The sequence below is a fragment of the Pseudomonas sp. TE3786 genome, from assembly GCF_054057335.1.
This window is the reverse complement of sequence record NZ_JBSRZF010000002.1, coordinates 177,839-191,245: the sequence shown is the minus strand read 5'-3', so window position 1 is coordinate 191,245 and position 13,407 is coordinate 177,839. Positions and strand designations below refer to the sequence as shown.

The following is a 13,407-nucleotide window of genomic DNA, read 5'->3' as shown; positions in this document are numbered from 1 at the left end:
GGAGCGCACACATGAGTGAATTAATTCGCGTACCCGACATTGGCAGCGGTGAAGGTGAAGTCATCGAACTGATGGTGAAAGTGGGCGACCGGATCGAAGCCGATCAAAGCCTGCTGACCCTCGAGTCGGATAAAGCCAGCATGGAAATCCCTGCGCCGAAAGCCGGCGTGGTGAAAAGCCTGAAGGTCAAACTCGGTGATCGCCTGAAAGAAGGTGATGAGCTGCTGGAATTGGAAGTGGACGGCGCTGAAGCAGCCCCTGCCGCCGCCGAGCCAGCCGCCAAGACCGAAGCCGCGCCTGCCGCTGAACCGGCCAAAGCAGCCGAGCCTGCACCGGCGGCAGCTCCAGCTGCGGCTGCGGCCAGCTCGGTGCAAGATATCCACGTGCCGGATATCGGCTCGTCAGGCAAAGCCAAGATCATCGAACTGCTGGTAAAGGTCGGTGACACGGTTGAGGCCGATCAATCGCTGCTGGTGCTGGAGTCGGACAAGGCCAGCATGGAAATCCCTTCGCCGGCTGCCGGCGTGGTGGAAAGCCTGAGCGTCAAGCTGGACGACGAAGTCGGCACCGGCGATCTGATTCTGAAGCTGAAAGTGGCAGGTGCAGCACCGGCTGCCGCCCCTGCGCCAGCCGCAGCACCAGCCGCACCGGCCGCCAAAGCCGACGCAGCGCCTGCACCGGCTGCGGCACCAGCCAAAGCTGAAGCGACCCCGGCTGCTCCCGCCGCGCCAGCCAAAGACGGTGCCAAAACCCACGCCGGCCCGGCCGTACGCCAGTTGGCGCGTGAGTTTGGTGTGGAACTGAGCGCCGTAACCGCCAGCGGTCCCCACGGTCGGGTGCTGAAAGAAGACGTGCAGGTGTACGTCAAAGCCATGATGCAGAAGGCCAAGGAAGCACCGGCTGCCGGCGCTACCGGTGGTGCGGGTATTCCGCCGATTCCGGAAGTCGACTTCAGCCGCTTCGGTGAAATCGAAGAAGTGCCGATGACCCGCCTGATGCAGGTCGGTGCCGCCAACCTGCACCGCAGCTGGCTCAATGTGCCGCACGTTACCCAGTTTGATTCGGCCGATATCACCGAGCTGGAAGCCTTCCGCATTGCGCAGAAAGCCGTGGCCGAGAAAGCCGGTGTGAAACTCACCGTGCTGCCGCTGCTGCTCAAGGCCTGCGCCTACCTGCTCAAGGAACTGCCGGACTTCAACAGTTCGTTGGCACCGTCGGGCAAAGCGATTATCCGCAAGAAGTACGTGAACATCGGCTTTGCCGTGGACACCCCGGACGGTCTGCTGGTGCCTGTGATCAAGGACGTCGACAAGAAGAGCTTGCTGCAGCTGGCCGCCGAAGCCGCCGAACTGGCGGAAAAAGCGCGCACCAAGAAGCTCTCGGCCGACGCCATGCAAGGTGCCTGCTTCACCATTTCCAGCCTCGGCCACATTGGCGGCACCGGCTTCACGCCGATCGTCAACGCGCCGGAAGTGGCGATCCTCGGGGTTTCGAAGGCGACCATGCAGCCGGTCTGGGATGGCAAAGCCTTCCAGCCCAAGCTGATGCTGCCGCTGTCCCTGTCCTACGACCACCGCGTCATCAATGGTGCTGCTGCCGCCCGTTTCACCAAACGTCTGAGCGACGTATTGGGCGATATCCGCACCATGCTGCTTTAAGGCTTTAGCGCTTCATATTTCGGGCATGCCACGCTCGTACCTCAGCCCCGCCGTTTGGCGGGGTTTTTTTTTGCGTGTTTTTTGAGGGGAAAACAATCACTGGAACAAAACATCCGTCATCCCAGCGCAGGCTGGGATCCAGAGTCTCGGATAGGACGAGAGACGCAAATCGACTGAAGATTCTGGGTCCCAGCCTGCGCTGGGACGACGGTGTGTCCGGAAGAAGTTCAGCCCTTCTGCAGATTGCGCAGCAGGAACGACAACGCCTTGGCCAACTCCGCCGCGCCCTGGTGGTCGCGGCGAATGGTCAGCCACGGGCTGCCATCCTGGGGATTTTTCAGTATGCAGACCTGCTCGGTGGGCGGGCAGTCGTATTTGATATAGGGATCTACACCAAACACCGAGAGGCGCTGATTGCGTACGGCCAGGCCTACCCCTTGGGCTTCGCGGGTTTTCTCGTGGATCAACAATTCCCCCGAGCCGCCGACGCTGAGTTGATATACCTGGTCGCGGCGTTCGGCCTGACCAACCTGAAAAGCCGCGCGCACCGCATAGGTATCCAGCAGTTCATTGCTCTGCGCCAGCAGGGCCTGGCGCTCGTCGCTGGTGAGGTACAGATGCTTGAGTTCGTTGAGGTAACGCGCCTGCTCGGCACCGCTCAACTCTGCTTCCGGCTCTGCCGCCTGCACGCCAGACGCTGCCAGCATTAAGAAGGCGATTGCAGGCAAAATCCCGAGCCGCCTTGTCAGTCTTGTTCGCATGATGCACCCTTACCGTTGAAGTGGCCCCGAGCCACTCGTTCAGCATACTGGAAGCGGGTCTCTCGATGAAAAGCCATACCGATGCCGCCAGCCGTCCGGCGGTCGAGGTTGTGACGCAGTTGCCAGTGCCCTCGCGGCTCGGCATGTTGCGTTTCGAGCGGCTTAATGAGGCTAGCTGGACTCTGCTGTTTCTCGATGCCTCCTGCGAAGCCCAATTGGGCCTGGCAGCTGGTGAGTTGTGCGGCCTGGTCGGCTCGCCCTACGCCAGCCTGATGGAGCCGGAACAGCGCTATCAGTTGCACGACACCATCCAGCTGCAACTTAAAGACAGTCCGCATTACAAAGTCCACTACAAGCTGCATACGCCCCAGGGCGTCCTGCACCTGGTGGAGCTCGGCGAGGCCTTCAAGCAGCACGGACGACAGTTATTGCGCGGCTATCTATTGCCGGCAGACGAACCGGTGTTCCCCGACCGCCAACCGCAACAGTCCGAACTGCAAATCCAGAACAACCGCCTGCAAGCCTCCCTCGAACTTTACCAACGCTCCCAGGAAGAACACCTGCAGCACCTGGTGCGCAGCCGGGCGCAGCAAAGCATGATCGTGCGTCTGGCGCGCCATCGCTACAGCTCGGACAACCAGGTATTCGAGGCCGCGCAACTGATCACCAAGGCCGCCTGCGAAACCTTCAGTGTCGCCCGCGCCAGCCTCTGGCACCTGCGCGCTGAGCAGCTCGACCCGATCACCATGTACAGCACCGATATCGGTCAGCATGAGCTGCCGCCGCCGATCAACGCGAGCAAGTACCCGCATTACCTCGCCGCCCTGCACAGCGGCCGCGCCATCGATGCCCACAGCGCGATGCGCGACCCGCGGACCCGCGAGCTGGCCGAAACCCATCTGCTGCCCCGTGGCGTCAGCGCCATGCTGGATGCCAGCGTGCGGGTCGCCGGCGAAGTGGTGGCGGTGCTGTGCCTGGAAAATGTGGGCAGCGAACGGGTCTGGCAGGCCGATGAAATCGCCTTCGCCGGCGAGCTGGCCGACCAGTTCGCCCACGCCATGGTCAACCAGCAGCGCCGCAGTGCCAGCAGCGAACTGCAACTGTTTCGCCGCGCCGTCGAGCAGAGCGCCAGCGCCTTTCTGCTGATCGACCGCGAAGGCATAGTCGAATACGTCAACCCGAGCTTTACCGCCATCACCCTGTTCAGCCCGGAAGAAGTGCAGGGCCGCCGGCTATCCGAGCTGCCAGCCCTGGCCAACCTCAGCGACCTGCTGTTCGATGCCCACTCCAACCTGGCTCAGCAGAACAGCTGGCACGGCGAGTTCCGCAGCCGGCGCAAGAGCCTGGAACCCTACTGGGGCCATCTGTCGATTTCCAAGGTGTATGGCGCTGACGGCGAGCTGACCCACTACATCGGCATCTACGAAGACATCACCCAGACCAAACTGGCCCAACAGCGCATCGAGCGCCTGGCCTATACCGACAACCTCACCCGCCTGGGCAACCGTCCGGCCTTTATCCGCAGCATGGGAGAACGCTTTTCCGGCAACAGCGAGCAGCCCACCTGCCTGCTGCTGGTGGACATCGACAACTTCAAGCGGATCAACGACAGCCTCGGCCACCAGACCGGCGACAAGCTGCTGATGAGTCTGGCCCGTCGTTTACGCAACAGCCTCAACGCCAACAACAGCCTGGCGCGCTTTGCCAGCAACGAGTTCGCCGTGCTGCTGGACAACTGCGATGTCGCTGAAGGCCAACGGATTGCCGGGCAGATTCTGCAGACCCTCGACAAACCCCTGTTCGTCGACAACCAACTGATCAGCGTCACCGGCTCGGTGGGCCTGGCCTGCGCGCCGCTGCATGGCGAGGACTCACACACCCTGATGAAACACGCGGGCCTGGCGCTGCACAAAGCCAAGGCCAACGGCAAACACCAGGTGCAGGTCTTTACCGAGGCGCTGAACGCCGAGGCCAACTACAAGCTGTTTGTGGAAAACAACCTGCGCCGCGCCCTGACCCAGAACGAGCTGGAAGTGTTCTACCAGCCCAAGCTCGATCTGCGCAGCGGCCATCTCACCGGCATGGAGGCGCTGCTGCGCTGGAACCATCCGGAAAAGGGCATGATCAACCCGGACCAATTTATCAGCGTGGCCGAAGACACCGGGCTGATCATCCCCATCGGCAAATGGGTGGCACGCCAGGCCTGCCGCATGAGCAAGCAGCTCACCGCCCTCGGCCTGGGTGATATCCAGGTGGCGATCAACCTGTCGCCCAAACAGTTCTCCGACCCCGACCTGGTGGGCTCGATTGCCGATATCCTCCAGGAAGAAATGCTGCCGCCGCACCTGCTGGAGCTGGAACTCACCGAAAGCCTGCTGCTGGAAGCCACCGACGACACCCGCCAGCAGCTCAATCGCCTGAAGAGCCTGGGCCTGACCCTGGCCATGGACGACTTCGGCACCGGCTACTCGTCCCTCAGCTACCTGAAAAAATTCCCCATCGATGTGATCAAGATCGATCGCAGCTTTATCAAGGACATCCCGGACAACCAGGATGATATGGAAATCACCTCGGCGGTGATCGCCATGGCCCACAACCTCAAGCTCAAAGTCGTGGCCGAAGGCATCGAGAATGCGGCCCAGCTGAGCTTTCTGCGCCGGCATAAATGCGATATCGGCCAGGGTTATCTGTTCGACCGGCCGATTGCCGGCCGCGACTTGTTGGAAAGCCTGCGTCGCTACCCGTGCCGACCGGCGAGCTAATTCGCTGTAACGCTGGGCCTTGTATTCGGTCCACTGCAACGCCACATCAGCTAAACCCATCTGTTAAGCCAACTCGTTAGGAGCCTGCCATGGTGCTGCGTTCGCAAATTCTCGCCCACAAGCTCGACCTGCCTACCGCCGAGCAAGCCCTGCCCGGCCGTGAAAGCCCGATGCCGGTGCCGGAGCAGCATTTCGTCAACGGCAACCCGCTGCAGGGCCCGTTCCCGGCCGGCCTGGAAACCGCGATCTTCGGCCTCGGCTGTTTCTGGGGCGCTGAGCGGCGCTTCTGGCAGCAACCCGGCGTGTTCACCACGGCCGTCGGTTATGCCGGCGGCCACACCCCCAACCCCACTTACGACGAAACCTGCTCGGGCCTGACCGGCCATGCCGAAGTGGTTTTGGTGGTGTTCGATCCAAAAGTGACCAGCTATGCCGCCCTGTTGAAAACCTTCTGGGAAATTCACAACCCGACCCAGGGCATGCGCCAGGGCAATGACGTCGGCAGCCAGTACCGCTCGGCGATCTACGCCACCAGCCCGGCCCAGCTGGATGCAGCGCTGAGCAGCCAGGCCGCGTTCCAGGAACAACTGGAGGCTGCCGGTTTCGGCACCATCACCACGGAAATCATCGAAGCGCCGACCTTTTACTACGCCGAGGCGTACCACCAGCAGTACCTTGCCAAGAATCCGAATGGCTATTGCGGGTTGGGCGGCACCGGGGTTTGCCTGCTGTAAAACGCGCGAACACGTCGTGATTGCGCGGCAGTCACGACGTGGTTCACGCCTTGCGAAGGTCTTAGAGCGACGGTAACAAGCAAGTTGTAGGATCACTCTCTGCCAGCTGTCATACCGCTGCCGATTTGCCCAGTGGCTGCACCGGATGCGCCTATAAAAAGAGAGAGAGTCTGCATGAACACGTTTCACCTCGGGCGTAGCCGCCTGGTCGCAGGGTTTGCCGCGTTGCTGAGTTTTGCCGGGGCCGTCGGCGCCGCTTCCAGTGACGAACCCATCGTTATCAAGTTTTCCCACGTCGTCGCCGAAGACACGCCCAAGGGCCAAGGCGCGCTGCTGTTCAAAAAACTCGCCGAGGAACGCCTGGCCGGCAAGGTCAGCGTCGAGATCTACCCCAACTCCAGCCTGTATGGCGATGCCGATGAGCTGCAGGCCCTGCGTGACAACAAGGTGCAGATCCTGGCACCGTCGCTGGCCAAGTTCAGCGAGTACAACAAGCAACTGCAAATCTTCGACCTGCCCTTTCTGTTCGACGACCTGGCGGCAGTCGACCGCTTCCAGCAGCGCGCCAAGGGCCGTCAGCTGCTGACCGGGATGCAGCAGCACAACATCACTGGCCTGGCCTATTGGCACAACGGCATGAAGCAGCTGTCGGCCACCAAGGCGCTGAACAACCCGGCCGATGCCAAAGGCCTGACCTTCCGCATCCAGCCCTCGCCGGTGATCGAAAGCCAGTTCACCGCCCTTGGTGCCACGCCGGTGAAACTGCCATTCGCCGCCACCTTGCAAGCCATGCAAGAGGGCAAGGTGCAGGGCACCGAGAACACCTGGTCGAACCTCTACAGTCAGAAATACGCCCCGCTGCAGCCGTATATGACCGAAACCAACCATGGCGTGCTCGACTATATGCTGGTGACCAATACCAAGTTCTGGTACGCCATTCCCCACGCCACCCGCACCGAACTGGAAGGCATCATCGAAGAGGTGACCTTCGCCGTGAACAACGCCGCCGAGCAGCAGAACGTTGTCGCTCGCCAGCAGTTGAGCCAGGGTAAAACCCACCTGATCAGCCTCACCGAGCAAGAGCGCAGCGCCTGGCGCGCAGCCATGCAACCGGTGTGGAAACAGTACGAAGCGGAGATCGGCAGTGACATCGTGCATGCTGCCGAGCAGGTCAACCGCAAAAACGCCGGCAAGTAATTGCTGGCGGTTAGCCATTAGGCAGGCTGCTATGGGCACAAAGGCCGGCTAGACTTAGGTTTTCATTGACCCCGGCCCAAGTTCCCTGCATGCCCGATTCCGCCAAACGCTACATCGTCCCCGAACAGCTCTGCATAGGGCTGTTTGTACAGCTCGACCTCGGCTGGTGGGAACACGATTTCGCCTTCAGCAACTTCAAGATCAAGGACCAGGCCCAGCTCGACGCCCTGCTCGACCTGGGCCTGACCCGTGTGCGCTATGACCCGGCGAAAAGCGATTGCCCGCCGCTGCCCCACCCGGACGAACTGCCGCCAACCGTTATCGAAGCAGCCAAAGCAGAACCCCCGCCGCCCAGCGCCGCAGAGCTAGCCGCCCAGGCCCGCGCGGTAAAGCTGAGCAAGCTGCGCAAACGCCTGGCCGAAGTGGACCGCAAGTTCATCCACACCAGCCAGATGGTCAAAGAACTCAACCACACTCTGCACCGCGCCCCCGAAGACGTGGTGAAACAGGCCGGCGCCGTGGTTCGCGAGCTGGTGGACGCGATGATGGCCGAGGATGGCGTGGTGCTGCACAGCATCAACGGCAAGGCCGCCGAAGACGCCTACTCCCACGCCCTGAACGTTACCGTGCTGTCGATGATGCTCGGCCGGCAGCTCGGCTATGACAGCGAGGCTTGTCACTCCCTGGGCTTGGGTGCCCTGCTGCATGACATGGGCAAGATGGATGTACCGAGCAAGGTGCTGTTGAAAACCGAGCCATTGAACCGCCCGGAATTACAGTTTCTGCAGATGCACACCGAATTCGGCCGCCGCCGCGGGCACAAGCTGATGCTCGACGATGAAGTGCTGCGGATCATCTACGAGCACCACGAATACTGCGACGGCAGCGGCTATCCCAACCACCTGCACGAAGCCGCCATCGGCCGATTGAGCCGCGTGGTGACCATCGCCAACGTCTTCGACAACCTGTGCAACCCCGCAAACCCGCGCGATGCCATCAGCCCCCACGAAGCCTTGGCGCGGATGTTCAACCAGTACAAGGAACGCTTCGACCAGGTGGCACTGAAAGCCTTTATCCGCTGCATGGGCGTGTATCCGCCGGGCAGTCTGGTGCAGTTGCAGGACGGCCGCTTCGGCCTGGTGCTGGGCATGCACCCGACGCTGCCGCTGAAGCCGACGCTGATTCTATACGAGGCAAATATTCCCAAGAGCGAGGCGCTGATCATCAACCTGGAGCAGGAGCCCGAACTGGCGATTGCCAAGAGCGTGCGGGCATCGGAGCTGGATGAAGCGGCCCGCGACTACCTGAATCCGCGGCAGCAGTTGAGTTATTACGTCGACCCCAAGCGCCCGAAATAAGCGTTTGATCTTCGTAGGAGCGGCTTCAGCCGCGATTTCTGCACACTACTAATTCAAAAGCATCGCGGCTAAAGCCGCTCCTACAGGGACGGTGATTGCCTTAGGTTACTCAGCAATCAACCAGTCAAGGCGCCAATTCCCTTCGCTCTGCGCCAGGTGCTTGGCCAGCCACGGCAGCAATTCTTTCAACTCCTCCTCCAACCCCCACGGCGCATTGGCAATCACCAATCCGGAGCCGGTCAGGCGCGTGGCATCATCCGGGCTATGCACAAACAGCTCGGCACGCAGCAGTTTCGGTGCGCTGGATTTGCTCAGGCCTTGGTAGAAACGTTTGAGCTGGCGCTCGTCCTTGATCGGGTACCAGATGGCGACGATGGTCTGGCGCATGCGGCTGATGCTTTCGTTCAGCGCGGTGATGCAACGATCCAGTTCATCGCTCTGTTCGAAGGGTGGGTCGATCAACAACAGGGCGCGCTTCTCCGCCACCGGCAGCAAGGCACGCGGCACATGCCAACCTTCGCCCAGGTGGACCGCCACGCGGCGGTCGCCGCGCATATTCTCTTTGAGCAGCTGGCCGTCTTGCGGGTGTTTTTCGTTGAGCAACACGCGGTCCTGGTCGCGGGTCAGCTGCCGCGCCAGTTCGGGGGAACCTGGGTAGTAGCGCAGTTCGCCGTCCGGGTTCATGGCCTTGAGCACGTCGAAGTAGTCATCGGTGCTGGCCGGCAGGTCGTCGGCACTCCACAGCTTGGCAATGCCTTCCAGCCATTCACCGGTACGGCTCGCTTCATCGCCCTTGAGGTCGTACAGGCCCAGGCCCGCGTGGCTATCCAGGCATACGAACGGAGCTTCCTTGCGCGCCAGCAAGGCAATGATGCGGCTGATGATCAGGTGTTTAAGCACATCGGCATGGTTGCCGGCATGGAAGGCGTGGCGGTAGTTCATGGTGCAGGTCCTCGGGCGCGCTAAGGCGGCGAAGTTTACCAGCCCGCTAGACTGCCATGGTTAGTGGGTTTTGCTGCTTTATCACTGGCCTGTATGAAGCTAGGCGCTGCCATGAAGCCGCAATAGACTCCGGCAACGTAGTTTTTAACCGTCCAACAAAAACAGGTAAGCCGCATGTCCGAGACTCTGCTCAGCTCCCGTAACCTGGCCTTCGAGCTTTATGAAGTGCTGGATGCCGAAGCCCTGACCCAGCGCGAGCGTTTCGCCGAACACAGCCGCGAAACCTTCGACGCCGCCATCGACACCGCCCGCAGCATCGCGGAAAACCTGTTTGCCCCGCACTGCCGCAAGAACGACGAACACGAACCGCAATTCGTCGACGGCGCTGCCGTGCTGATCCCGGAAGTGAAACCGGCCGTTGACGCCTTCCTCGAAGCCGGTTTCCTCAATGCTTCGCGTGACTTCGAAGCCGGCGGCATGCAGCTGCCAACCCTGCTGTCGCAGGCCTGCTTCTGCCACTTTCAGTCGGCCAACGCCGCCACCACCTCGTACCCGTTCCTGACCATGGGCGCGGCCAACCTGATCGAGAGCTTCGGCAACGAAGAGCAAAAACAGCGCTTCCTGCAGCCGATGATCGACGGCCGTTTCTTCGGCACCATGGCCCTCACCGAACCCCATGCCGGTTCTTCCCTGTCGGACTTGCGTACCCGCGCCGAGCCAGCCGGCGATGGCAGCTACCGGATCAAGGGCAACAAGATCTTTATCTCCGGCGGCGACCACCCGCTGTCGGAAAACATCGTGCATATGGTGCTGGCCAAGCTGCCGGACGCACCGCCCGGCGTGAAAGGTATTTCGCTGTTTATCGTGCCCAAGTTCCTGGTCAACGATGACGGCTCCCTGGGCCAGCGCAACGACGTGATCCTTGCCGGCCTGTTCCACAAGATGGGCTGGCGCGGCACCACCTCCACCGCGCTGAACTTCGGCGATAACGGCGAGTGCGTGGGCTATCTGGTCGGCAAGCCGCACGCGGGCCTGTCGTATATGTTCCAGATGATGAACGAGGCGCGCATTGGCGTCGGCATGGGCGCGGTGATGCTCGGCTACGCCGGTTACCTGTACTCGCTGGACTACGCCCGTCAGCGTCCGCAAGGTCGCCTGCCAGACGGCAAAGACCCCACCACCGCACAAGTGGCGATCATCGAGCACGCCGACGTGCGCCGCATGCTGCTGACCCAGAAGGCCTATGTGGAAGGCTCGTTCGACCTGGCCCTGTACGCCGCCCGCCTGTTTGACGACACCCAGACCCTGGCCACGGAGGAAGAGCGCAAGTCGACCCTGGAACTGCTCGACCTGCTGACCCCGATCGTCAAATCCTGGCCGTCGGACTACTGCCTGAAGGCCAACGAACTGGCGATCCAGATTCTCGGCGGCCACGGCTACACCCGCGAATACCCGGTGGAGCAGTACTACCGCGACAACCGCCTGAACCCGATCCACGAAGGTACCTACGGCATCCAGTCGCTGGACCTGCTCGGTCGCAAGGTGTCGATGAATGGCGGTGCCGCGCTCAAGCAACTGGTGAAGCTGGTGCAGACCTGCTGCCAGCGCGCCGCCGAGTACCAATCGCTCAATGCCCTGCGTGAGCCGCTGGAACATCTGCTATCGCGCCTGACCACCGTGACCCTGGCGCTGCTGGGTGACCTGATGCAGGGCAAGGTCAACGAAAGCCTGGCCAACTCGGCCCTGTACCTGAAGGTGTTCGGCCATATGGTGATCGGCTGGCGCTGGCTGGAACAGGCGATTCGCGCCGAAGAAGGGCTAGCCAAGGGCAATGCCCAGGACCACGACTTCTACACCGGCAAGCTGCAAGCCGCACGCTACTTCCTGACCTGGGAAGTGCCGAGCATGCACCACGACCTGGCGATTCTCGAGGCCAAAGACGATACGTGTCTGGGGATGAAAGACGCCTGGTTCTAACGCGCTCTTCGATCCAAAATTCCGGACCCCAGCCTGCGCTGGGGTGACGGAGGGAGTGGCAAAGAACACCGTCGTCCCAGCGCAGGCTGAGACCCAGAATCGCAAGCCGAACACCCATCCGTAACAACAAAAATCATGCCCCGCCCACACGCGGGGCTTTTTTTTGACAGGCGCAGGAAAACGCGGGTTAGAATCGTCTGGCATGCCTGCTGCATGCTGTAGGTCATTTTCGATCTATCCGCCGTTTTGCCTGGAGTTCTGCCCTTGGATGCAACCGCCATCAATAGCCTGTTCCTGATCGGCGCATTGCTGGTGGGCGCGAGCATTCTGGTGAGTTCGCTTTCCTCGCGTCTGGGCATCCCGATTCTGGTGATCATTCTCGCGGTCGGCATGATCGCCGGAGTCGATGGTCCCGGCGGTATCGGCTTCAGCAACTACCCCCTTTCTTACCTCGTGGGCAACCTGGCCCTGGCAGTGATCCTGCTGGATGGCGGCTTGCGCACGCGGGTGTCCAGCTTCCGCGTGGCGCTGTCGCCGGCGCTGTCGATGGCCACGGTGGGCGTACTGATCACCACCGGCCTTACCGGCATGGCCGCCGCCTGGTTGTTCAATCTCAATCTGATGCAGGGCCTACTGGTGGGTGCCATCGTCGGCTCCACGGATGCGGCGGCCGTGTTCTCGCTGCTGGGCGGTAAAGGTCTGAACGAACGGGTAAACGCTACCCTGGAAATCGAGTCCGGTAGCAACGACCCGATGGCGGTGTTTCTCACCGTTACCTTGATCGACATGCTGGCCAGCGGTCAGGATCAATTCGGCTTCGGTCTGCTGCTGCATCTGCTGCGTGAATTCGGCATCGGCGCTGTGATCGGCCTGGGCGGCGGCTGGGTGATTCTCAAGCTGGTCAACCGCATTCACCTGGCCCACGGTCTGTATCCGTTGCTGGTGGTCAGTGGCGGCCTGCTGACCTTCGCTCTCACCAACGCCCTGCATGGCAGCGGCATTCTGGCCGTGTACCTGTGCGGCCTGGTGCTGGGCAACAAGGCCATTCGCTCGCGCCACGGCATTCTGCATATGCTCGACGGCCTGGCCTGGCTGGCGCAGATCGGCATGTTCCTGGTCCTTGGCCTGCTGGTCACGCCCCATGACTTGCTGCCCATCGCCCTGCCCGCCCTGGCTCTGGCGCTGTGGATGATCCTGATCGCCCGACCGCTGTCGGTGGTCGTCGGCCTGTTTCCATTCAAAGCCTTCCATGACCGGGAAAAGGTGTTTATCGCCTGGGTCGGTCTGCGCGGCGCGGTGCCGATCATTCTCGCGGTGTTCCCGCTGATGGCCGGCCTGGAACATGCGCAGCTGTACTTCAACCTGGCCTTCTTTATCGTCCTGGTGTCGCTGGTGGTGCAAGGCACCAGCCTGCCATGGGTGGCGAAGTGGCTGCGGGTGACCGTACCGCCGGAGCCGGCACCGATTTCCCGCGCGGGTCTGGAAGTGCACCCTACCAGCCAGTGGGAGCTGTTCGTCTACCGCCTGGGCGCGGAGAAATGGTGCATCGGTGCCGCCCTGCGCGAGCTGAATATGCCCGAAGGCACGCGGATCGCCGCGCTGTTCCGCGGCACCGAACTGCTCCACCCGTCTGGTAGTACCACCCTGGAAGCTGGCGACATGCTCTGCGTGGTAGGCCATGAACATGACCTGCCAGCCCTCGGCAAGCTGTTCAGCCAGGCGCCCAAGCGTGGCCTGGACCTGCGTTTCTTCGGCGACTTCGTGCTCGAAGGCGACGCCGAACTCAGCGCCATCGCCGCCCTCTACGGGCTTAAAGTCGGCGATGTCGACGGCACTATGCCGCTGGGCCGCTTTATCTCCCACGAGATTGGTGGCGAGCCGGTGATCGGCGACCAGGTGGAGTGGAATGGCCTGACCTGGACGGTGGCGGCCATGGAAGGGAACAAGATCCGCAAGGTCGGCGTCAAATTCCCCGAAGGCAGCCGCCCCGGCCCTGGCTTGTTCCTCTAAACTGCTCG

9 protein-coding genes are annotated in these 13,407 nt (G+C 61.9%); 7 read left to right on the top strand and 2 right to left on the bottom strand.

The genetic code is table 11. The annotated features are described in order from the left end of the window. Positions 1-11 precede the first annotated feature (11 nt). Positions 12-1,658, top strand: coding sequence for a dihydrolipoyllysine-residue acetyltransferase (gene aceF, locus ACVW0Y_RS03330; protein ID WP_457436038.1), 1,647 nt, complete (start codon positions 12-14; stop codon positions 1,656-1,658). Between the two features lie 227 nt (positions 1,659-1,885). On the opposite strand, the gene ACVW0Y_RS03325 is transcribed toward aceF, so the two are convergent. Then, positions 1,886-2,365, bottom strand: coding sequence for a hypothetical protein (locus ACVW0Y_RS03325; RefSeq protein WP_457436036.1), 480 nt, complete (start codon positions 2,363-2,365; stop codon positions 1,886-1,888). 119 nt (positions 2,366-2,484) lie between these two features. On the opposite strand from ACVW0Y_RS03325, the gene ACVW0Y_RS03320 reads away from it, so the two are divergent. The 4 genes from ACVW0Y_RS03320 to ACVW0Y_RS03305 all read left to right on the top strand — a co-directional run bounded on the left by ACVW0Y_RS03320 (position 2,485) and on the right by ACVW0Y_RS03305 (position 8,470). Beyond that, positions 2,485-5,181, top strand: a complete 2,697-nt coding sequence (locus tag ACVW0Y_RS03320; protein ID WP_457436035.1) for a putative bifunctional diguanylate cyclase/phosphodiesterase — start codon at positions 2,485-2,487, stop codon at positions 5,179-5,181. Positions 5,182-5,270: 89 nt separating this feature from the next. Beyond that, entirely contained in the window at positions 5,271-5,915 is a 645-nt protein-coding gene (gene msrA, locus ACVW0Y_RS03315) for a peptide-methionine (S)-S-oxide reductase MsrA (protein WP_457436034.1), read from the top strand. A gap of 174 nt (positions 5,916-6,089) precedes the next feature. Continuing rightward, complete coding sequence (locus tag ACVW0Y_RS03310; protein WP_457436033.1) at positions 6,090-7,112, top strand: DctP family TRAP transporter solute-binding subunit; 1,023 nt, start codon at positions 6,090-6,092, stop codon at positions 7,110-7,112. A gap of 89 nt (positions 7,113-7,201) precedes the next feature. Next, positions 7,202-8,470, top strand: coding sequence for an HD-GYP domain-containing protein (locus ACVW0Y_RS03305; protein WP_457436032.1), 1,269 nt, complete (start codon positions 7,202-7,204; stop codon positions 8,468-8,470). Between the two features lie 105 nt (positions 8,471-8,575). On the opposite strand, the gene ACVW0Y_RS03300 is transcribed toward ACVW0Y_RS03305, so the two are convergent. Next, positions 8,576-9,412: a 23S rRNA (adenine(2030)-N(6))-methyltransferase RlmJ gene (locus ACVW0Y_RS03300; protein WP_457436030.1), complete on the bottom strand. Its 837-nt coding sequence runs from the start codon at positions 9,410-9,412 to the stop codon at positions 8,576-8,578. Positions 9,413-9,586: 174 nt separating this feature from the next. Between ACVW0Y_RS03300 and ACVW0Y_RS03295 the strand changes: the two genes are divergently transcribed. Then, the gene (locus ACVW0Y_RS03295) at positions 9,587-11,389 is read left to right on the top strand and encodes an acyl-CoA dehydrogenase (RefSeq protein ID WP_457436029.1); all 1,803 of its coding nucleotides are present in this window, start codon (positions 9,587-9,589) and stop codon (positions 11,387-11,389) included. Positions 11,390-11,653: 264 nt separating this feature from the next. After that, positions 11,654-13,399: a potassium/proton antiporter gene (locus ACVW0Y_RS03290; protein WP_457436027.1), complete on the top strand. Its 1,746-nt coding sequence runs from the start codon at positions 11,654-11,656 to the stop codon at positions 13,397-13,399. Positions 13,400-13,407: the final 8 nt, after the last annotated feature.